18 protein-coding genes and 1 tRNA gene are annotated in these 20,591 nt (G+C 69.5%); 14 read left to right on the forward strand and 5 right to left on the reverse strand.

Going from position 1 to position 20,591, the window contains the following annotated elements; translation table 11 throughout:
* The first annotated feature begins 290 nt into the window (after positions 1-290).
* Complete coding sequence (locus LPN01_RS01755) at positions 291-1,025, forward strand: hypothetical protein (protein ID WP_262826633.1); 735 nt, start codon at positions 291-293, stop codon at positions 1,023-1,025.
* A gap of 52 nt (positions 1,026-1,077) precedes the next feature.
* On the opposite strand, the gene LPN01_RS01760 is transcribed toward LPN01_RS01755, so the two are convergent.
* A complete protein-coding gene (locus LPN01_RS01760) occupies positions 1,078-1,533 on the reverse strand; it encodes a host attachment family protein (RefSeq protein ID WP_262826634.1) in 456 nt (151 codons plus the stop codon).
* 102 nt (positions 1,534-1,635) lie between these two features.
* Between LPN01_RS01760 and serS the strand changes: the two genes are divergently transcribed.
* The 4 genes from serS (at position 1,636) to LPN01_RS01780 (ending at position 5,711) form a co-directional block, all read left to right on the forward strand.
* The gene (gene serS, locus LPN01_RS01765) at positions 1,636-2,913 is read left to right on the forward strand and encodes a serine--tRNA ligase (RefSeq protein ID WP_262826635.1); all 1,278 of its coding nucleotides are present in this window, start codon (positions 1,636-1,638) and stop codon (positions 2,911-2,913) included.
* 16 nt (positions 2,914-2,929) lie between these two features.
* The gene (locus LPN01_RS01770; protein ID WP_262826636.1) at positions 2,930-4,063 is read left to right on the forward strand and encodes a M23 family metallopeptidase; all 1,134 of its coding nucleotides are present in this window, start codon (positions 2,930-2,932) and stop codon (positions 4,061-4,063) included.
* Positions 4,064-4,095: 32 nt separating this feature from the next.
* Positions 4,096-5,325 carry a tyrosine--tRNA ligase gene (gene tyrS, locus LPN01_RS01775; protein WP_262826637.1) on the forward strand — a complete coding sequence of 410 codons (1,230 nt, stop codon included), beginning with the start codon at positions 4,096-4,098 and terminating at the stop codon, positions 5,323-5,325.
* A gap of 89 nt (positions 5,326-5,414) precedes the next feature.
* A complete protein-coding gene (locus tag LPN01_RS01780) occupies positions 5,415-5,711 on the forward strand; it encodes a PilZ domain-containing protein (protein WP_262826638.1) in 297 nt (98 codons plus the stop codon).
* A 25-nt stretch (positions 5,712-5,736) separates the two neighbouring features.
* Here LPN01_RS01780 and recG read toward each other — a convergent pair whose 3' ends face one another.
* Positions 5,737-7,788 carry an ATP-dependent DNA helicase RecG gene (gene recG, locus LPN01_RS01785; RefSeq protein ID WP_262826639.1) on the reverse strand — a complete coding sequence of 684 codons (2,052 nt, stop codon included), beginning with the start codon at positions 7,786-7,788 and terminating at the stop codon, positions 5,737-5,739.
* A gap of 71 nt (positions 7,789-7,859) precedes the next feature.
* On the opposite strand from recG, the gene LPN01_RS01790 reads away from it, so the two are divergent.
* Both LPN01_RS01790 and mfd read left to right on the forward strand, forming a co-directional pair.
* Positions 7,860-8,126 (forward strand): succinate dehydrogenase assembly factor 2, encoded by a 267-nt coding sequence (locus LPN01_RS01790; RefSeq protein ID WP_262826640.1) that lies wholly within the window; start codon positions 7,860-7,862, stop codon positions 8,124-8,126.
* Positions 8,127-8,289: 163 nt separating this feature from the next.
* Positions 8,290-11,772, forward strand: coding sequence for a transcription-repair coupling factor (gene mfd, locus LPN01_RS01795; protein WP_262826641.1), 3,483 nt, complete (start codon positions 8,290-8,292; stop codon positions 11,770-11,772).
* 28 nt (positions 11,773-11,800) lie between these two features.
* Here the strand turns inward: mfd and LPN01_RS01800 are convergent, their stop codons facing one another.
* Together LPN01_RS01800 and LPN01_RS01805 are read right to left on the reverse strand one after the other, a co-directional pair.
* Positions 11,801-12,214, reverse strand: coding sequence for a YybH family protein (locus LPN01_RS01800; RefSeq protein ID WP_262826642.1), 414 nt, complete (start codon positions 12,212-12,214; stop codon positions 11,801-11,803).
* Positions 12,208-13,863, reverse strand: a complete 1,656-nt coding sequence (locus LPN01_RS01805; RefSeq protein ID WP_262826643.1) for an EAL domain-containing protein — start codon at positions 13,861-13,863, stop codon at positions 12,208-12,210. The genes LPN01_RS01800 and LPN01_RS01805 overlap by 7 nt, the downstream gene beginning before the upstream one ends.
* A gap of 130 nt (positions 13,864-13,993) precedes the next feature.
* On the opposite strand from LPN01_RS01805, the gene moaA reads away from it, so the two are divergent.
* The 7 genes from moaA to LPN01_RS01840 all read left to right on the forward strand — a co-directional run bounded on the left by moaA (position 13,994) and on the right by LPN01_RS01840 (position 17,687).
* Positions 13,994-15,019 (forward strand): GTP 3',8-cyclase MoaA, encoded by a 1,026-nt coding sequence (gene moaA, locus LPN01_RS01810; RefSeq protein WP_262826644.1) that lies wholly within the window; start codon positions 13,994-13,996, stop codon positions 15,017-15,019.
* Positions 15,016-15,795, forward strand: coding sequence for an NAD kinase (locus LPN01_RS01815; RefSeq protein WP_262826645.1), 780 nt, complete (start codon positions 15,016-15,018; stop codon positions 15,793-15,795). The genes moaA and LPN01_RS01815 overlap by 4 nt, the downstream gene beginning before the upstream one ends.
* A 78-nt stretch (positions 15,796-15,873) precedes the next feature.
* Positions 15,874-15,948 (forward strand) — tRNA-Asn (locus LPN01_RS01820).
* 121 nt (positions 15,949-16,069) lie between these two features.
* Positions 16,070-16,192: a hypothetical protein gene (locus LPN01_RS01825; protein WP_262826646.1), complete on the forward strand. Its 123-nt coding sequence runs from the start codon at positions 16,070-16,072 to the stop codon at positions 16,190-16,192.
* A 98-nt stretch (positions 16,193-16,290) separates the two neighbouring features.
* Positions 16,291-16,500: a hypothetical protein gene (locus LPN01_RS01830; protein WP_262826647.1), complete on the forward strand. Its 210-nt coding sequence runs from the start codon at positions 16,291-16,293 to the stop codon at positions 16,498-16,500.
* A 70-nt stretch (positions 16,501-16,570) separates the two neighbouring features.
* Entirely contained in the window at positions 16,571-16,987 is a 417-nt protein-coding gene (locus tag LPN01_RS01835; RefSeq protein ID WP_262826648.1) for a secondary thiamine-phosphate synthase enzyme YjbQ, read from the forward strand.
* A 112-nt stretch (positions 16,988-17,099) separates the two neighbouring features.
* The gene (locus tag LPN01_RS01840) at positions 17,100-17,687 is read left to right on the forward strand and encodes a CC0125/CC1285 family lipoprotein (protein ID WP_262826649.1); all 588 of its coding nucleotides are present in this window, start codon (positions 17,100-17,102) and stop codon (positions 17,685-17,687) included.
* A gap of 129 nt (positions 17,688-17,816) precedes the next feature.
* On the opposite strand, the gene secA is transcribed toward LPN01_RS01840, so the two are convergent.
* The gene (gene secA / locus LPN01_RS01845) at positions 17,817-20,558 is read right to left on the reverse strand and encodes a preprotein translocase subunit SecA (protein WP_262826650.1); all 2,742 of its coding nucleotides are present in this window, start codon (positions 20,556-20,558) and stop codon (positions 17,817-17,819) included.
* Positions 20,559-20,591 lie beyond the last annotated feature (33 nt).

Here is a 20,591-nt window from a genome sequence, read left to right on the forward strand (position 1 = left end):
ATCGATCATGATTGCGAACGTTTATTGCGAATAGCGACTTTTACGCATCACCGGCGTCAGGTCCGATGCGGCCGGAAATACGGAACATGTCGTCATCGCGCTTTCGTATCGTTCCGGCACGTTAAGGACAAATACCGTTGCCGCCCGCATCGAAAAAGCGCCGGGCACGCCAAGTTCATGGTTAACGAACTTGCACTTAATGCTTTGTTTTGCACTTTCTCGGATAGCGGAAGACCAATGTTGCGACCGTACATCTGGAGCCGTCGCGCCAGCAACGAGAAAGAGTCGATATGTCGGTACGGATGGCCCTGGCGAAACTGTGCGCCTGCGCGTGCGGCGGCGCCGTGATCGGCGGCGGCGCGGTCCATGTCGCCGAACGGCCGGATCGTCCCGCCTATGTCAAGCAGATCAAGAAGCGCATCGTCGCGCGACGGCCGGCCGCGCCGGTCCGCCGGAACCTCCGGCGCCGCATCGTCACGACCACGACCACCGCCTGCGCGCCGACGGTCGTGACCGTCGCAAGCCAGTCCGCACCCGTGCCCGTGCCCTTGCCCGTCGCGCCCGGCTTCACCGGGGGTGGCAGCGGCGGCGTCAGCAGCACCTCGTCGTCCAGCGGGAATGTCTCGTCATCGTCGAGCGGCAACGTGTCGAGCTCGTCGTCGTCCAGCGGCAACGTATCGTCGTCGGGATCGACCTCCACCTCGTCGTCGTCGAGCGGCAACGTCGCTTCGTCGTCGAGCAGCAGCGGCTCGTCGTCGACCTCCTCGTCGAGCAGCGGCGGGTCGTCCTCGACCTCCTCGTCGTCGAGCAGCTACGGATCGAGTTCGAAGGGCTGGAGCACCAGCGGCGGCTGGTCGTCGAACGGCGGCTGGACGTCCAGCGGTCATCACGGGTCGAGCGGATCGACCGGGTCCTCGGGTGGGCCGCCGGCGCCGGTCCCGGCTCCGCCCATGGTATTGCTGTTCGGGGCCGCCGCGGCGGCGCTCGTCGCCCGCCGCCGGTTCGCGCGTCCGAAGCCCGCCTGATCCGACCGGAACGGGCGGGCGGAATGGCGTCCGCCCGCCCGGTCCTCGCCCGTCAGGCGGCGCTCAGCGCCTTTTCGATGTCGGGCACCGGGTGGCCGGTCAGGTCCTTGGCGAGTTCGCCGGTCAGCTTGTCGCTCACCGCCTTGTGATAATGTTTGCGCAGCTCGCCCAGCGTCTTGGGCGGCGCGACGATGATGAGCGATTCGAAATCGTTGGCGAGTGCGCGGCGCTTCAGCATGTCCGCGGTTTCGGCGGCGAAGCGGTCCTCTTCCTGCTGGTGGAAATCGGTTTCGCCCATCGACCCGCCGCCCGCCGAAAACTGTCCCCCGCCACGGGTCGAGGATGCCGCGCCGGCGGCGTCGGTCTTCTGGTCGCGATCGGCCGGGTTCACCTGTTCCTCGGCATGCTCGACCTGGAGGTTGGGATATTCGGCGTCGCCCTCGTTGCGGAAGAACAGCGCCTTGCGCCCGTCGGCGACCAGCACGAACGCGTTATGGGGAACCAGCATCGTCGCTTACTCCAGATCGTTGCAATCGGGGGCTCAACGCAGCGGAGGGCGCGCGGGTTGCCGGCTTGCGTGGCGGGAACGGCGCCGCCATAGCCGTGCGCCATGCACGACATCCGCGCCATCCGGGACGATCCCGCCGCCTTCGACGCCGCCCTCGCCCGCCGTGGCCTGCCGCCGCACGCCGCCGCGCTGGTCGCGCTCGACGACGCGCGCCGCGGCGCCATCGCCGCCGCGCAGGAGGCGCAGACGCGGCGCAACGAGCTGTCGAAGGGGATCGGCCAGGCCAAGGCCGCCAAGGACGAGGCGCGGGCGCAGGCGCTGATGGCGGAGGTCGCGGCGTTGAAGGACGCGCTGCCGACGCTCGAAACCGCGGAAGGCGCGGCAGAGCGCACGCTCGCCACCGCGCTTGCCGCGATCCCCAATCTGCCGCTCGCCGACGTCCCCGAGGGCGCGGACGAGGCCGGCAACGTGGTCGCCCGGCAATGGGGCGAACCCCGCGCGTTCGCCTTCCCGCCGCTGGAACACGATGTCCTCGCCGAACCGCTCGGGATGGATTTCGACACCGGCGTCCTGCTGGCGGGGGCACGCTTCACGCTGCTGCGCGGCGGCATCGCCCGCCTCAGCCGCGCGCTCGGCCAGTTCATGCTCGACCGCGTCGTCGCCGCCGGCTTCGAGGAGGTCGTGCCGCCGCTGCTCGTTCGCGACGAGGTGGCGTTCGGCACCGGCCAGTTGCCCAAGTTCGCCGAGGACCTGTTCCGCACCACCGACGGCCGCTGGCTGATCTCGACGTCCGAAATGTCGCTCACCAACATGGTGCGCGAACGGATCGTGGCGGAGGGCGAGCTGCCGCTGCATTTCGCCGCGCTGACGCCCTGCTTCCGCTCCGAGGCCGGGTCCGCCGGACGCGACACGCGCGGGTTGATCCGCCAGCACCAGTTCGAGAAGGTCGAGATGGTGGCGATCACCACGCCCGAGGCATCGGCGGCCGAGAACGAACGGATGACCGGGATCGCCGAGGCCATCCTCGAATCGCTCGCCCTGCCGTATCGCCGGATGCTGCTGTGTACCGGTGACATGGGGTTCAGCGCCCAGCGGACGTACGACCTGGAGGTCTGGCTGCCGGGCCAGAACAGCTATCGCGAGATTTCGAGCTGCTCGACCTGCGGCGATTTCCAGGCGCGGCGGATGAACGCGCGCTATCGGCCGGAGGGGGAGAAGACCACGCGCTTCGTCCACACGCTCAACGGGTCGGGGCTCGCGGTCGGCCGGACGCTGGTGGCGGTGCTGGAAAATTACCAGCAGGCGGACGGAGCGGTCGCCATTCCCGACGCGCTGCGACCCTATCTGGGCGGGCTGACGCGGCTCGAGCCGCGCGGCTAGGGCGGGCGAGGGTCCGATGCGGTTGCGGATCGCCACCGGAGCGGCCCTCGTCGCGCTGACTGCGACCGCGTGCATTCCCGCGGTGGACGGCCCGCCAGCGGCCTATCCCGTGCCGGCATACGACCAGCCCGCGGACGATCGGGGCGGCGCGGCCGCGGCGGAAACGCCGCGATCCGACCCGCCGCCGCCGCCCGAAGACCTGCCCGGACGCCGGCCGATCGAGCGCGGCGACGTCGCGATGCCGCGCACCGCGCGACCGGCCTGGGAAGCCCGACCGGTCACCCCCGATGCGCAAATCGTCGCCCCGACCCGCTACGTCGTGGCCGCCGGCGATTCGCTCCAGCGCGTCGCCGACCGCACCGGCGCCGGGGCCGACGCGATCGCCCGCGCCAACGCGCTGGCGCCGCCGTTCACGATCCGCATCGGCCAGACGCTGGCGATCCCCGGCGGCCGCTATCACCTCGTCCGGCCGGGCGAGACGGGAATCGCGATCGGGCGCGCCTATGGCGTCGAATGGTCGCGCATCGTCGCCGCGAACAGCCTCAGCGAGCCCTATGTCCTGCGCGCCGGCCAACGGATCCTGATCCCCGGCGATCCCGATCGCCAGCCGAGCCGCGCCGAGCGCGCCGCGGCGTTCCGGCTCGACATCGACGACATCCTGACCGGCGGCGAGCCCGCCCCCGCGCCGCGCCAGACGCCGGCGCGGCCCGTCGCCAACCCGCGCCGCGTGCTGCCGCCGAGTGCGGTCGTCGCAGCCCCGGCGCGCTTGCAGGGCGGTTTCGTCTGGCCGGTCGACGGGCCGGTCGTGCGCCGCTTCGGCCCGGGCAGGAGCGGCGAGCGCAACGACGGCATCACCATCGCGGTGCCGCTCTCGACGCCCGTCCGCGCGACCGCGGACGGCGTCGTCGCCTATGCCGGCGACGGCATCGCGGCGCTGGGCGGCCTCATCATCATCCGCCACGGCAACGGCTGGACCAGCGTCTACGGCTACGCCCGCAAACTGCTCGTCCAGCGCGGCCAGAGCGTCCGGCGCGGCGAGACGATCGCCCTGTCGGGCGACACCGGCTTCGCCGATCAGCCGGAACTGCATTTCGAACTGCGCAAGGGCCGGACGCCGATGGATCCGCAGACGCAGCTGCCGCGCAACTAGCCTGTCCCCGTCCACCTTGCTAACGGGCGCGGATGACCTACCAGTCCGACCTGCTCAGCACGCTCGCCGCGCGTGGCTACATCCATCAGATGACCGACGCGGGCGCGCTCGACGCGCTCGCCGCCGGTCAGGTCGTGCCGGGCTATATCGGCTTCGATCCCACCGCGCCGTCGCTGCACGTCGGCAGCCTGGTGCAGATCATGCTGCTCCGCCGCCTGCAACAGACGGGGCACAAGCCGATCGTCCTGATGGGCGGCGGCACCGGCAAGATCGGCGATCCCAGCTTCAAGGACGAAGCGCGCAAGCTGCTCGGCGCGGACGGGATCCAGGCGAACGTCGCCTCGATCAAGCGGATCTTCGAACGCTTCCTGACCTTCGGTGACGGGCCCACCGATGCGGTCATGCTCGACAATGCCGAATGGCTCGACGCGCTCGAATATATCCCCTTCCTGCGCGACGTCGGCCAGCATTTCTCGGTCAACCGCATGCTCAGCTTCGATTCGGTCAAGCTGCGGCTCGATCGCGAACAGTCGCTGAGCTTCCTCGAATTCAACTACATGATCCTCCAGGCGTACGACTTCCTGGAACTGTCGCGCCGCGCGGGGTGCCGGTTGCAGATGGGCGGCAGCGACCAGTGGGGCAACATCGTCAACGGGATCGAGCTGGCGCGGCGGATGGACGGGGCCGAGGTGTTCGGCGTCACCACGCCGCTCATCACCACCGCGGACGGCGGCAAGATGGGCAAGACGATGGCCGGCGCGGTCTGGCTGCACGAGGACCAGCTGCCGCATTTCGATTATTGGCAGTTCTGGCGCAACACCGACGACCGCGACGTCGGCCGCTTCCTGCGCCTGTTCACCGACCTGCCGCTGGACGAGATCGCGCGGCTCGAGTCGCTGCCGGGCGCGGAGATCAACGATGCGAAGAAGGTGCTCGCCAACGAAGCGACCGCGATGTGCCGTGGCCGCGCCGCCGCGGATCAGGCGGCGGAGACCGCGCGGCGCACGTTCGAGGAAGGGGCGAGCGGCGACGCGCTGCCCAGCGTCGCGGTCGCCGGCGACGCGATCGCGGCGGTCGATGCGCTGATCGCGATCGGCTTCGCCAAGTCGAAGGGCGAGGCCCGCCGGCTGATCGCGGGCGGCGGCGCGCGCGTCGACGGCGACAGGATCGTCGACGAGAATGCGGTCATCGCGCTGACCGGCGCGGACGTGCGGATCTCGGCCGGAAAGAAGCTTCACGGGCTGCTAACCCTCGCCCGGTAGCGGTCTGTAAACGGGTTTTAACATATGGCTTTATCCGAGGCGGTCCGGCGTTCGGGACCGCGAGGAGCCATGCGTTGTCCCTACGAGCGTTGACCATCGCCGATGTCCGTGCCGAGCCGCGCGACGAAGTCCACCACCGCACGCGCGCATCGCTCGACGGGCGCCGGACGGTGCCGGTGCTGATCGTCAACCTGTCTCCCCACGGCCTGATGATCCGCAGCGACATGGCGGTCGACGTCGGCGCGACGCTGCGCGTGCAGTTGCCGGTGGTGGGCGAGGTGCGCGCGATCGTCCGCTGGGCGCTGGGCGGGCGTATCGGCTGCCAGCTCGACACCCCCGTGCCCGCCGGCAGCTATCACGCGGTGCTCGGCGCGATGGCGGCCTGATCCGCCACCGCGACCGGGCGGCGGGTCAGCCCGATCGCAGCAGGGCGACGCCGGCGTCGCGATCGAACAGGTAGAGCGCGACGCGCGCCGCCTGCCCCCGCGGCCCCTCCAGCCCGCCGTCGCGGTCGATCAGCAGCCGCGCGTCGTCCTGCGCGCATTGCAACAGGTCTGCGAGCATCTCGGGCAGCGCGAGCCGGAAGGTCGCCTCGCCCGACTGGCGCGTGCCGAGCAATTCGCCGCCGCCGCGCAGCCGCAGGTCCTCTTCCGCGATGCGGAAGCCGTCGTTGCTCTCGCGCATCAGCGCCAGTCGCGCGCGCGCCGTTTCCGACAACGCGCTGCCCCGCAACAGCAGACAGCGCGACAGCCCCCCGCCCCGCCCGACACGCCCGCGCAGCTGGTGCAGCTGCGCCAGGCCGAACCGGTCGGCATGTTCGATCACGATCAGCGTCGCGTTGGGCACGTCGACGCCGACCTCGATCACCGTCGTCGCGACCAGCACGCTCAGCCGGTTGCCGGCGAACGCCTCCATGACGGCGTCCTTTTCCGCGGGCTTCATCCGGCCGTGGACGACCCCGATCCGCTCGCCGAAGCGCGCGCGCAGCGATTCCGCGCGCATCTCGGCGGCGGCGAGGTCGCTCTTCTCGCTTTCCTCGACCAGCGGGCAGACCCAATAGGCCTGGCCACCATCGGCCATGTGGCGACCGATCGCGTTGACGACCTCGTCCAGCCTGTCCTCGGAGACGACGCGGGTCTCGATCGGTTCGCGACCGGGCGGCATCTCGTCCAGCCGGCTGACGTCCATCTCGCCATATTGCGCGAGCGTCAGCGTGCGCGGGATCGGCGTCGCCGTCATCGCGAGGAGGTGCGGCGGCGCCTTCCCCTTCGCCTGCAGCATCATCCGTTCGGCGACGCCGAAGCGATGCTGTTCGTCGACGACGACGAGCGCGAGGTCCCGATAGCCGACCGCATCCTGAAAGATCGCGTGCGTGCCGACGAGGATGTCGATCTCGCCCGCCGCCAGCGCCATCAGCGTCGCCTCGCGCGCGCGGCCCTTGTCGCGACCGGTCAGCACCGCGATCTCGACCGGCAGGCCGGCGAGCAGCTTGCGCAGCGTCTCGTAATGCTGCCTTGCCAGGATCTCGGTGGGCGCGAGCATCGCCCCCTGCGCGCCCGCCTCGACCGCGATCAGCAGCGCGCAGGCCGCAACGAGCGTCTTGCCCGATCCGACGTCGCCTTGCAGCAGCCGCAGCATCGGCGCGCTCTGGGCGAGGTCGCCCTCGATCTCGGCGATCGTGCGCGATTGCGCACCGGTCGGCGTGTAGGGTAGCCGCAACTGGTCGCGCAGGCGGCCGTCCCCCACCAGCGCCCGCCCCTTGCGCTTGCGCGTGTCGGCGCGCACCAGCGTCATCGCGAGCTGGTTGGCGAAGATCTCGTCATAGGCGAGCCGCTCGCGCGCCGGCTTGTCGGCGGGGTCGTCGTGGATGCGGCGCAACGCATCCTGCCAGTCGGGCCAGCCGCGCTTCGCCTTCAGCCCCGGCTCGATCCATTCCGCCAGCGCCGGTGCGCGGTCGAGCGCCTGCGCGGCGAACCCGCCGAGACGGCGCGAGGTCAGCCCCTCCGACAACGGGTAGATCGCCTCGCGCTCGCGGAATGGCTCGTCGGGTTCGCCGAGGTCCGGGTGGATGATCTGGAGCGTCTCGCCATAGCTTTCGAGCTTGCCCGACACGCGGCGCGGCTCGCCCAGCGGCAGCAGCTTCTTCACCCAGCCCGAGGAACCGCCGAAATAGACGAGGCTGACGGCATTGCCAGACGCGTCGGTCGCCTGCACCCGCGTCGGGCCGCGGCCGTTGCCGGTGCGATAGTCGCGCGGCGTCAGCGTGATCGCGATCACCCGACCGGCGTCGGCGACGTCCAGCGCCTCGCGCGGCAGCCGGTCGATCCAGCCACTCGGCAAATGGAACGCGACGTCGACGACGCGTGCCAGCCCCAGCCGGTCGAGCGGCTTGGCGAGGGCCGGGCCGACCCCCTTCAGGGCGGTAACCTCGGCGAACAGCGGATTGAGGATGTCGGGGCGCATGACTACATGGCTGCTATACCGTACCCGACAGATGCCGCCAGCATCTGCCGGTTTTTCGCATTGGATCGCCCGTGGACCACGCCACCCGCCTGAAACGCCTGAAATTCCGCAGCTGGCATCGCGGCACCAAGGAGGCCGATCTGATGATCGGCGGCTTCTTCGACGCGCATGGCGCGGACTGGACGCCCGACCAGATCGACTGGTTCGAGGCGCTGCTGGAGGAACAGGACGTCGACATCATGGGCTGGGCGATCGGATCGCTGCCCTGCCCGCCCGCATGGGACGGGCCGATGATGCAGGCGATGCGGTCGCTGAGCTACGTCCCGGTGGCGCGCTGAACCGGTAACACGGACCAAATCGCCGCCCGCCCCGCTGCCGTCGACCCCGCACCGGCGGGGATCCCTTCGCACGGCGGCGGCGGTGGAGGCGACAGGCCAGCCGTATGAATTCCCGCCCTCGCGGGAATGACGACGGGATGGTGAGCATGTGGAAAACGACAAGATGCCCGATCTGAAGACCATCCTTGGCGCCAGGACGCAGCTCACGCTGTCGGGCGTCCCCGCCGGGTTCCAGCCGTCGCTGCTCGCCGACATCGCGCGGGCCGCCGCGCATTCGGGCAAGGGCGGTCGCGCCGTGTTCGTCGCGCCCGACGACGCCGCGATGCGCGCGATCGCCAGCACGGCGGCGTTCTTCGCACCCGATCTGGAGATCGTCAGTTTCCCCGCGTGGGACTGCCTGCCCTACGATCGCGCCAGCCCGACGCTCCGTATCATGGCGGAGCGGATCGCGGCATTGTGGCGGCTCCAGCGGCCCGGCAAGGCGCCGCAGCTGTTCCTCACCACCGTCAATGCGGCGACGCAGCGCGTGCTGACGCCGTTCCGCATCCGCCAGCTGGTCGCGACGCTGGAGCCCGGGGCGCGCATCGATCGCGACGACCTCGCCCGGCTGTTGCAGGCGAACGGCTACGTCCGCACCGAAACCGTCCACGACCAGGGCGAATATGCCGTGCGCGGTGGCATCGTCGACCTGTTCCCGAGCGGCGAGGAACAGGCGCTGCGCCTCGATTTCTTCGGCGACGAGATCGAGACGGTCCGCACGTTCAGCCCCGAGGACCAGCGCACCACCGGGCGGGTCGATGGCTTCACGCTGCTGCCCGCGTCGGAGGCGCTGCTCGACGAGGAATCGATCAAGCGGTTCCGCACCCGCTATCGCGACAAGTTCGGCGCGACCGCGACCGGCGACCCGCTCTACCAGGCGATCAGCGACGGGCGGCGTCTCGCCGGCATGGAGCATTGGCTGCCGCTGTTCGAGGACAAGCTCGCGACGCTGTTCGATCACCTGTCCGCCGACGACGTGGTCGTCCGCGACTTCGGCGTGACCGGCGCCGCGGACGGGCGGATGGAATCGATCGCGGACTATTTCGACAACCGCCGACGGGCGGAGGCGGCGCAGCCGGGCAGCTATCGCCCGCTTGCCGCCAGATCGCTGTACCTCGACGCGAAGGAATGGGCGGAGGCGCTCGCCGCCGCCCGCGCGCACCTGACCTCGCCGTTCCACGAGCCGGAGCGCGCCGGCGTGCTCGATTTCGGCGTCGACGGCGCGCGCGATTTCGGGCCGGAGCGCGGCAGCGGCGTCAACATCTACGAAGCCGTCGTCGATCACCTCAAGACGCTGCGCAAGGAGGGCCGGAAGCCGGTCCTCGCCAGCTATTCGGTCGGCGCGCGCGAGCGGCTGGGCAATCTGCTGAAGGACCACGGGCTGGCCGGCGGCAAGGCGGCGGACAGCTGGCAACAGGCGCTCGGCATCGCCGACACGGGCAAGAGCGCGGGCGTCGCGCTGGTCGTCCTGCCGCTCGACCACGGCTTCACCGCGCCCGACGTCGCCGTGCTGACCGAACAGGACATGCTCGGCGACCGGCTGGTCCGGCGCGCGAAGCGCAAGAAGTCCGCGGATGCCTTCCTCGCCGAGATCGCGGCGCTGACCCCGGGCGACCTCGTCGTCCATTCCGATCACGGCATCGGCAAATATCTGGGCCTCACCTCGATCCCCGTCGGCAAGAGCCCGCACGATTGCGTCGCGGTCGAATATGCCGGCGGCGACAAATTGTTCGTGCCCGTCGAGAATCTCGAGGTCCTGTCGCGCTACGGCTCGAACGAGGAAGGCGCCTCGCTCGACCGCCTCGGCGGCGAGGCATGGCAGCGCCGCAAGTCGCGGATGAAGGAGCGGATCCGCGAGATCGCGGGCGAACTCATCAAGACCGCGGCCGAACGCGCACTGCATCCGGGCGACGTGCTGGAACCCGATGCCAGCGGCTATCCCAGCTTCGTCGATCGCTTCCCCTATGCCGAAACCGACGACCAGGACCGCGCGATCGACGACGTGCTCGGCGACCTGTCCGCGGGCAAGCCGATGGATCGGCTGATCGTCGGCGACGTCGGGTTCGGCAAGACCGAGATCGCGCTGCGCGCCGCCTTCGTCGCGGCGATGGCGGGCAGGCAGGTCGCGGTGGTGTGCCCGACGACGCTGCTCGCGCGCCAGCATTACAACAATTTCACTGCCCGCTTCGAAGGCTTCCCGATGAACATGGGGCGGCTGTCGCGGCTCGTCCCCGGCGCGGAGGCGAAGGCGGTCAAGGAAGGGCTCGCCGGCGGGACGATCGACGTCGTCATCGGCACCCATGCGTTGCTCGCCAAGACGATCGATTTCAAGCGCCTCGGCCTCGTCATCGTCGACGAGGAACAGCGCTTCGGCGTCACCCACAAGGAGCGGCTGAAGGCGCTGCGTGCCGACGTCCACATGCTGACGCTCACCGCGACGCCGATCCCGCGCACGCTCCAGATGGCGATGAGCGGCATCCGCGAACTGTCGGTGATCCAGACCCCGCCGGTCGACCGGCTGGCGGTGCGGACGTATATCATCCCCTGGGACCCGGTCGTGCTGCGCGAGGCGCTGCTGCGCGAACATTATCGCGGCGGGCAGAGCTTCATCGTCACCCCGCGCATCGCCGACCTGCCCGACCTCGAGGAGTATCTGCGCGAACAGGTGCCCGAAATCCGCTACGTCGTCGCGCACGGCCAGATGAGCCCGACCGAGGTCGAGGAGCGGATGAGCGCCTTCTACGACAAGAAGTTCGAGGTGCTCGTTTCCACCACGATCATCGAAAGCGGGATCGACATCGCATCGGCCAACACGATCATCGTCAACCGTGCCGACCGGTTCGGGCTCGCCCAGCTCTACCAGCTGCGCGGCCGGGTCGGGCGGTCGAAGACGCGCGCCTATGCCTATCTGGTGACGCCGCCCGAGCGGATGATGACCGAAACCGCGGAAAAGCGGCTGAAGGTATTGTCCGACCTCGATTCGCTCGGCGCGGGCTTCCAGCTCGCCAGCCACGACCTCGACATCCGCGGCGCGGGCAATCTGCTGGGCGACGAACAGTCAGGCCACATCAAGGAAGTCGGCTACGAACTCTACCAGTCGATGCTGGAAGAGGCGATCATGGACGCCAAGGCCGGCGGCATGGCCACCCGCCCGCGCGATTTCAGCCCCCAGATCACCGTCGACGCGCCGATCCTGATCCCCGACGATTACGTCCCCGACCTAGACCTGCGCATGGGCCTGTATCGTCGCCTTAACGAGCTGGAGGACCAGCGCGATATCGAGGCGTTCGCGGCGGAGATGATCGATCGCTTCGGCCCGCTGCCCGATGCGACCGAGAACCTGATCCGCGTGATCGAGATCAAGCTCAACGCGAGGCGGGCGTGCATCGCCAAGATGGACGTCGGGCCGCGCGGCGTGCTGGTCGGCTTCCACGACGACACGCCGCCCAACGTCCCGGGACTGCTCGCCTATGTGGAGCGGCTGAACGGCGTGGCGAAGCTGCGCCCCGACAGCAAGCTGGTGCTGCAACGCGCGTGGCCGGATGCCAAGTCGCGGCTGCATGGCGCGTTGCAGCTGTCCAAGGGGCTGGCGAAGGCGGCGGGGTGAACGCCTGCCCCGGCCGGGGCGGGGGAAATCAGCTGCTGTGGTCGGACACGATCTTCCACACGCCGGCCTGCCGCTCGAACAGCAGCGACGTCATGCCCTGCTGCGCCTTGCCGTCGGGATAGTCGAGCATCCAGCGCGCCCACAGCATCCGGTGCGTCGCGTCGATCCGGCGGAAGCCGAGCATGCGGAACGACAGCCGCCCCCGCTTCGCGGCGTCCACGCCATAGCTTTTGGCGTAGCGCGCCGCGATCGCCGCCTTGCCGCGGACCAGGCCGTCCTTGCCGACGAACACCGCGTCATCGGCATAGATGGCGAGGAAGCGCGCCATGTCCCCTGCGCTCCAGCCGGCCGCGCTCGCCGCCATCGCGTCACGGATCGCAGCCTCCGGATCCTGTGCGGCCAACGCCGCCCCCGCGATCATCGCGATCGGCACGATCAGCATCGTCCATCCTCCATGAAGGCGAGCAGCGCCGCCTCGTCGAGCGGTTCGGCCAGCCAATAGCCCTGGTAATAGGTGCATCCCTCGGCGGCGAGCATCGCGCGCTGCGCCTCCGTCTCGATCCCCTCGGCGATCACCGCCACGCCCAGCGCGCGCGCCAGCGTCATCACCGCGCGCACCACGCCGCGGTGACGGGCGCTGCCCTCCACCCCCAGCGCCAGCGCCTTGTCGAGCTTCAGATAGTCGAGCGGCAGCGCGGTCAGATAGGCGAGGCTGGAATAGCCGGTGCCGAAATCGTCGAGCGCGACGCGCACCCCCGCCTCGCGCAGCCGCGCCAGCACCGCCGCCGCCGCGTCGAGGTTGCGGATCGCGCCGGTTTCGGTGATCTCCACGGTCAGCCGCTGGAACGGCACGCCGCTCGCCGCGACGCGATCGAGGAACAGCGCGGCGAAGCCCGGCCGGCCGAGGTCCCCCGCGGTCAGGTTGAGCGAGACGCGCAGGCCCCCGAGCGACCGCGGCCAGGCGGCGACGCGCGCCAGCACCAGCTGCTGGATATGGTCGGACAGCGCGATGCCGAGGTCGGCGCGATCGGCCGCGGCGAACAGCGCGTCGGCGCCCAGCGGCCCCAGCCGGCCGTGGCGCCACCGCGCCAGCGCCTCGACCCCGGTGACGTGGCGGCCGTCGATCGGCGCCTGCGGTTGGAACAGCACGTCGATCTCGTTGCGCTCGATCGCCAGGTGCAGGTCGATCGCCAGCAGGTCGAGCGGCGCCGCGCCTTCCGGCCCGGCGATGCGGATCATCGCGCCATCGCTCGCCTTGGCGACGATCAGCGCCTCGGCGGCGCGGCGCAGCAGGCTCGCCGCGTCGTCGGCAGGCCCGCTCTCCGCCATCCCCCAGCGGCTGCCGAGCACCGCGATCCGTCCCGCGATGGGCAGCGGCCGGGCGAGCGCCGCGTCCAGCGCCGCAGCGAGCCGGGCCAACACCACCGGTCCCGCCGCCGCCGCCACGATCAGGTCGCCGCCGCCGGTCGACACGACCAGCCCCGCCGGGCCGAGCAACGCGCGGGTGATCCGGTCGACCTGCTCGCGCGCCTCGGCGATCAGTGCGTCGCCCGCGGCGCGGCCACGCGCGGCGTTGAGGATGTCGAGGCGCGACAGCGCGATCATCAGGACGCCGACCGGCGAGCCGTCCGCCAGGCGTCCGGCGATCCAGTCGCTGATCGCCGCGCGATCCTCGTCCGTCGCAGCGGTCCGGCCGCGCCGATCGCCAGCGTCGCGCGACGGCGCCTGTGCGGCGAAGCGGATCGCCTGTCCCAATTCCGCCGCGTCGCCGCGATCGACGAAGAAATGCGTCGCGCCCGCGTCCATCAGGTCGGGCAGCCCGTCCGCGTCCGTGGTCAGCGCCAGCAGCGCGCCCCCGGTCGCCGCGACGAGGCCGCCGAGCGCGCGCACCTCGGCAAGGCCCCGGCCCGCGTCGGCGCGTACGTCGACCACCACCAGATCGGCACCGCTCGCCAGCGCGCGGGCGGCGACATCGTCCCCGCCCCCGTCGACGCGCACGACCCAGTCCGCCGCACCGGGGATCGCCGCGAACGTGCCCTCCCCCTCGGCCGCGACCACGAACAGCGCCAGACGATCGATATCGGTCCCCATCGTCCCACGACCTAACCGGCTGAAGGCAACTCGACAATGGAGCGCCGACGTCCGCCGGCCCGGCGCCCCCGCGCCGCCGCTGGCAGGGAACGGACTTGTCGCCGGACGGTTGACCGCCTAGCTCCCTATCATGACCAGCGCCCTCCCCCAATCCGATCAGCCGCTGGTCGACCGTCTGGTCGATCCGCAAGGCCGCACCATCCGCTATCTGCGCATTTCGGTCACCGACCGGTGCGACCTGCGCTGCCGATATTGCATGGCGGAACAGATGACGTTCCTGCCCCGCGCGAAGCTGCTCAGCCTCGACGAGATCGCGATCATCGCCGAACGCTTCATCGCGCGCGGCGTGACCAAGATCCGCCTGTCGGGCGGCGAGCCGCTGGTCCGCCGCGATGTCGGCGACCTCGTCCGCCGGCTCGGCCGCCACGTCGGCGCCGGCCTCGACGAGCTGACGATGACGACCAACGCGACGCGGCTGGAGGCGCATGCCGCCGAGATGGTCGACGCCGGGATCCGGCGGATCAACGTCAGCCTCGACAGCCTCGACGCCGACCGCTTCCGCTACATCACCCGTCACGGCGACCTCGACCAGGTGCTGCGCGGCATCGCCGCCGCGCGCGCCGCCGGGCTGGCGGTCAAGATCAACATGGTCGCGCTTGCCGGGCTGAACGAGGACGAGATTCCCGCGATGCTGCGCTGGTGCGTCGATCAGGGCCACGACCTGTCGCTGATCGAGACGATGCCGCTCGGCGCGGTGGACGAGGACCGGACCGACCGGTTCGTGCCGCTGACGCGCGTCTTCGCGGACCTCCAGACGCAATTCGTGTTGGACCGCGACGCGCATCGCACCGGCGGCCCGGCGCGCTACTGGCGCGTCGACGGCAGCGCGACGCGGCTCGGGCTGATCTCGCCGCTCACCGCCAATTTCTGCGACGGTTGCAACCGCGTACGCCTGACCACCGAAGGCAGGCTGTACATGTGTCTCGGCCATGACGATCAGGTCGACCTGAAGGGCGCGTTGCGCGACGGCGGCATCGCCGGGCTCGACGCGGCGATCGATCGCGGCCTGTTGCGCAAGCCCGCGCGCCACGATTTCAGGATCGAGGCCGGCGCCGCGCCCGCGGTGGCGCGTCACATGAGCGTCACGGGCGGATGAGCCAGTACGAGCGGCGGGCGCTCGTCGCGTCGCCGACCGCCCCCGCGCAGGCCGCCGCCGCCGAACTGGCGGATGCGGCCGACTGGGTCGACCCGGCCGAGGCCGACGTCATCATCGCGCTGGGCGGCGACGGCTTCATGCTCCAGACGCTGCACGGGCTGCTCGATCGCCGTCGCCCGACCGTGCCGGTGTTCGGCATGAACCTCGGCACCGTCGGCTTCATGATGAACGAATGGCGGCGCCACGGCATCGGCGAGCGGCTGGACCGCGCCAAGCCGTTCAAGGTCACCCCGCTCGCCGCCACCGTCACCGGCGTCGACGGCCGCATCCATCAGGCGCCGGCGATCAACGAGGTGTCGCTGCTGCGCGAGACGCGGCAGACCGCGAAACTGGAGGTCACCGTCAACGATCGGGTGGTGATGCCCGAACTCGCCTGCGACGGCATCCTCGTCGCCACGCCGGCGGGATCGACCGCCTACAATCTGTCGGCGCAGGGACCGATCCTGCCGCTCGGCTCCAACATGCTCGCGCTGACGCCGATCAGCCCGTTCCGACCGCGCCGGTGGCGCGGCGCGATCCTGCCAGACAAGGCGCGGATCAGCCTGCGCGTGCTCGACGCCGCCAAGCGCCCGGTATCCGCAGTGGCCGACCAGCGCGAATTCCGCGACGTCGCCGAGGTATCGATCGCGATCGACCGCGCGCGCGAACTGACCCTGCTGTTCGATCCCGAACACGCGCTCGACGACCGGATCACGATGGAACAGTTCGTCGCCTGACCCGCGATCCGGGAAAAAGCGCAGGAACAGGGTTGCATCGCCGTTTTTGCCGGGTATAGACGCGCTCCACGACGACGTTCCCTGATAGCTCAGCGGTAGAGCTCTCGACTGTTAATCGAGCGGCCGTAGGTTCGAATCCTACTCAGGGAGCCATTTTTTCTCGTCGGACCCTCTCTCCGTCATTGCGCGATCGCCGGACATTTTACCCTTGTCGTTCCGGGCGCGACGCGACATCATCCGCCCGAACGAGGAGCGCACAGGCTCCCGCGGGAGGATGACGATGGTGTTTCTGGAACTGGCGATCGGCGCCATGGCGGCCGCCTTGCTGGCGGTGCCGGTGCTGATGGCGGTCACGGGGAAGGCGAAGGACGCCGTCGGCGACAGCCCCTCCAACTGACGATCCCGCACGCCTTGGCGGCGGACGTTAACGCGATGGTGCCGACTGGACGATAGGGAGGGACAGCCCCTCCCCCTCGCGCCACAGGACAACCCCACGTGGACATGCCGTCCCGCACCGCCACCGCACAATTGGTCGCCTCGATCCATCAGCCCTGGCGCGCGCCCGTGCACGAATGCCTCGATCGCTGGCGGCGGCTCGACGCCGTGGCACGGTCGACCGCGTACCTCGTCGTCGAGGGGCCGGAGCCCCGGCGGCGGCGGACGCTCAACGCCTCCGCGATCGCCGAGCTCGCGCACGGCGCCTGACCTGCCCCGCGGCGATTGAACGGATGCGCCCGTCGTCGGTTGGTCCCGCCGGTATGGGAAGGGATCGGGCATGCGACAGGCGTCGGGAATGCTGCACGTCGACACGCGGCGGCAGGGGCTGCTGGAGGTGACCGACCGCGTCGTCCGCTGGGTCGACGCACAGGGCATCGCGGAAGGACTGCTGACCGTCTTCTGCCGGCACACCTCGGCATCGCTGGTGATCCAGGAGAATGCCGCGCCCGCGGTCCGGCGCGATATCGAGGCGTATCTCGACCGGCTCGCACCCGAGAGCGTCGGCTATGCGCATGACGACGAAGGACCCGACGACATGCCGGCGCACCTGCGCACGATGCTGACCGGCGTGCAGCTGTCGATCCCCGTGCTGGACGGCACGCTGGCGCTCGGCACGTGGCAGGGCATCTACCTGTTCGAACACCGCACGCGCCCGCATCGCCGCAGTCTCGCGCTGCACCTGATCGGCGCGTGATCCGCGGCGAACCGTTGCCCGACGGAGCCAAGTCGTTCATCGCTCGTTCCACTGCCATGGGTTACACGCGGCAGGGTTCGCCGCACCCGCGTGCGAATGGAGAATTGGAGTCATGATGGATCTTGGCCGCAAGGCTGTGGTTGCGGCGCTCGCCGCCTCCACCCTGATGGTCGCCGGCTGCGCGACCGAGACAACCTACCGCCCCGCCACCGGGCAGGGGTTCAACCGCACCGGCTACAGCGACCGTCAGGTCGAGCCCGACCGCTTCCTGGTCAGCTTCGCGGGTAACAGCGTCACGTCGCGCGACACCGTCGAGCGCTACCTGCTGTTCCGCGCGGCGGAGCTGACGTTGCAGAGCGGCTACGACTATTTCGTCATGGCCAACCGCGACACCGACCTGCAATCGCGGACCTATTCGACGCCGGGCCTCGGCGGCGGCTTCGGCTATGGCGGCTTCGGCGGCTATTGGGGTCCGTCGTGGCGCTATTACGGCCGCGGGTTCGGCTGGCGCAGCTGGGACCCGTGGGGCGGCGGCTTCGGCCCCTGGGGCAACGATTTCGACATCCGCACGATCGACCGGTACGAGGCGACGGCGGAGATCGTGATGCGCAAGGGACCGATCCCGCGCGACAACCTGCGGGCGTTCAACGCGCGCGCGGTCGTCGACAGCATCGGGCCGAGCGTCGTGCTGCCGAAGTAACCGTCGGTCGCAAGACACGGAAAAAGGGCCGGATCACCGCTGGGTGGTCCGGCCCTTTCCGTATCCGGGCATCGCGCCGAACGCCCGCCACCCCGGACCACGTCCGCGATGACGGGACGGCCGGACCCGTCAGGCGGTCACGGCACCATGGCAATGCTTGTACTTGCGGCCCGACCCGCAGGGGCATGGCGCATTGCGGTTGACCCGCCCTTCCCAATGCTCCGGATTGTCGCCCAGCGGCGCGTCCGGCTGCATCATCTGGAGCGGCGGCATCTGGGTGGTGATCCGGCCCATCGTGCCGGCGTCGATGTCGTTCGAATTGTCCTCGCCCGTGAACGGGTCGAAATGCGTCGTGATGAAGTCGGGCAGCTCGGGCAGGTCCGGCGCCGCCTGCATCTGGAACTGCGCATGCGCGATCGTCCGCGTCACGTCCTCGCGGATCGAATCGAGCATCCGCTGGAACAGGCTGAACGCCTCCTGCTTGTATTCGTTGATCGGCGTCTTCTGCGCATAGGCGCGCAGGTGGACGACCTGACGCAGCGCGTCGAGCGTCGCCAGATGCTCCTTCCAGTGATGGTCGAGGTTCTGGAGCAGGATCGACTTCTCGACCTGCGTCCAGGTTTCCGGCTCCAGCTCGGCCGCCTTCGCAGCGATCGCCGCATCCGCCGCCTCGCGGACGCGCTCCTCGACGATCTCGGGATCGATCGCCTCTTCCTTCAGCCAGTCGTCGACCGGCACGTCGAGGTTGAGCACCTCGGCGAGCCCCGTCTTCATGCCGGCGAGATCCCATTGCTCGGGATAGGAATTGGGCGGGCAGGCGCCGCCGACGATGACGTTGACCGTCTCGGCGCGCATGTCGGTGACGACGTCGCCGACCGCATCGGCGTCCATGATATCGGCGCGCTGCTCATAGATGACCTTGCGCTGGTCGTTCATCACGTCGTCATATTCGACGACCTGCTTGCGGATGTCGTAGTTGCGCGCCTCGACCTTCTTCTGCGCGGTCTCGATCGCCTTGGACAGCCACTTGCTGCCGATCGCCTCGCCGTCGTCGATGTTGTTGCGCATCATCTTGGCGAACAACGTGTCCGGTCCGAAGATGCGCAGCAGGTCGTCGTCGAGGCTGAGGTAGAAGCGCGACAGGCCGGGATCGCCCTGACGACCCGAACGCCCGCGCAGCTGGTTGTCGATCCGCCGGCTTTCGTGCCGCTCGGTGCCGAGCACGAACAGGCCGCCCGCGGCGAGCACCTCCTGCTTCTCCGCCTCGATCTCGTCGCGGATCCCGGCGGCGATCGCCTCATATTCGGGCGTTCCCTCGACCAGGTCGGGATGCTCGTCGAGCATGCGGAATTCGAGGTTGCCGCCCAGTTTGATGTCGGTGCCGCGGCCGGCCATGTTGGTGGCGATCGTCACCGCGGACTTGCGGCCGGCCTGTGCGACGATATGCGCCTCCATCTCGTGGTAGCGCGCGTTCAGCACCTTGTGGTCGACGTTTTCCTGTTGGAGGAACTCGCTGAGCAGCTCGGACTTCTCGATCGACACGGTGCCGACCAGCACCGGCTGGCCGAGCAGCGCATGCTCGCGGATCTTCTTCGCGATCGCGCGGAACTTGTCGTTGGTGTCCTTGTAGAATTCGTCCTCCTCGTCGACGCGGCGGACGCCGACGTTGGTCGGAATGGTGACGACGTTCATCTTGTAGATGTCGTAGAATTCCGCCGCCTCGGTCGCCGCGGTGCCGGTCATGCCCGACAGCTTGGGGTACATGCGGAAATAGTTCTGGAACGTGATCGAGGCCATCGTCTGGTTCTCGGGCTCGATCGTCACGCCCTCCTTCGCCTCGACCGCCTGGTGCAGGCCGTCCGACCAGCGGCGGCCGTCCATCATGCGGCCGGTGAATTCGTCGATGATGATGACCTTGCCGTCCTTGACGATATAGTCGGTGTCGGCCTTGAACATCATGTTGGCGCGCAGCGCCTGGTTCAGGTGGTGGACCACCTGCGTATTCTCGAAATCGTACAGGTTCGCGCCCTGCAACAGCCCGGCCGATTCGAGCAGGCGCTCGGCGCGCTCGGTGCCGTCCTCGGTCAGGATGATCGACTTCTGCTTCTCGTCCTTCTCGTAATCCTCGGGCGCCAGCTGCTTCACGATCGCATCGACGCTCATGTACAGCTCCGACTTGTCGTCGGTCGGGCCGGAGATGATGAGCGGGGTGCGCGCCTCGTCGATCAGCACCGAATCGACCTCGTCGACGATCGCCATGCTGAAGGCGCGCTGCACCATCGACGTGCGCTCGTACTTCATGTTGTCGCGCAGATAGTCGAAGCCGAACTCGTTGTTCGTGCCATAGGTGATGTCGCTGTTGTACGCGTCGCGGCGCTGCTGGTCGGTCAGGTTGGGGATGATCGTTCCGACGGTCAGGCCCAGGAAGCGATAGACCTGTCCCATCCATTCCGCGTCGCGCGCGGCGAGATAGTCGTTGACCGTGATGACGTGCACGCCGTCGCCCGGCAGCGCGTTGAGATAGGTGGCGAGCGTCGCCACCAGCGTCTTGCCCTCGCCGGTCCGCATCTCGGCGATCTCGCCGCGGTGAAGGACGATGCCGCCGATCATCTGCACGTCGAAATGGCGCATGCCGAGGACGCGGACCGCCGCCTCGCGCACGGTGGCGAAGGCTTCGGGCAGCAGCTCGTCGAGCTTGGCGCCGTTCGCGAGGCTTTCGCGGAACTTCACCGTCTGCGCGGCGAGCTGTTCGTCGGACAGCGCCTGGAGCGTCGGTTCGAAGCCCGCGATCTTTTGGACGAGCGGGTTGAGCGACTTGACGTATCGGTCGTTGGACGAACCGAACAGCGATTTGGCGATGCCGCCGAACATAGGCAATTTCCTGAATATGGCGACGCGCGCGGA

The sequence above is a fragment of the Sphingomonas sp. A2-49 genome, from assembly GCF_025548555.1.
Lineage (GTDB): Bacteria > Pseudomonadota > Alphaproteobacteria > Sphingomonadales > Sphingomonadaceae > Sphingomonas.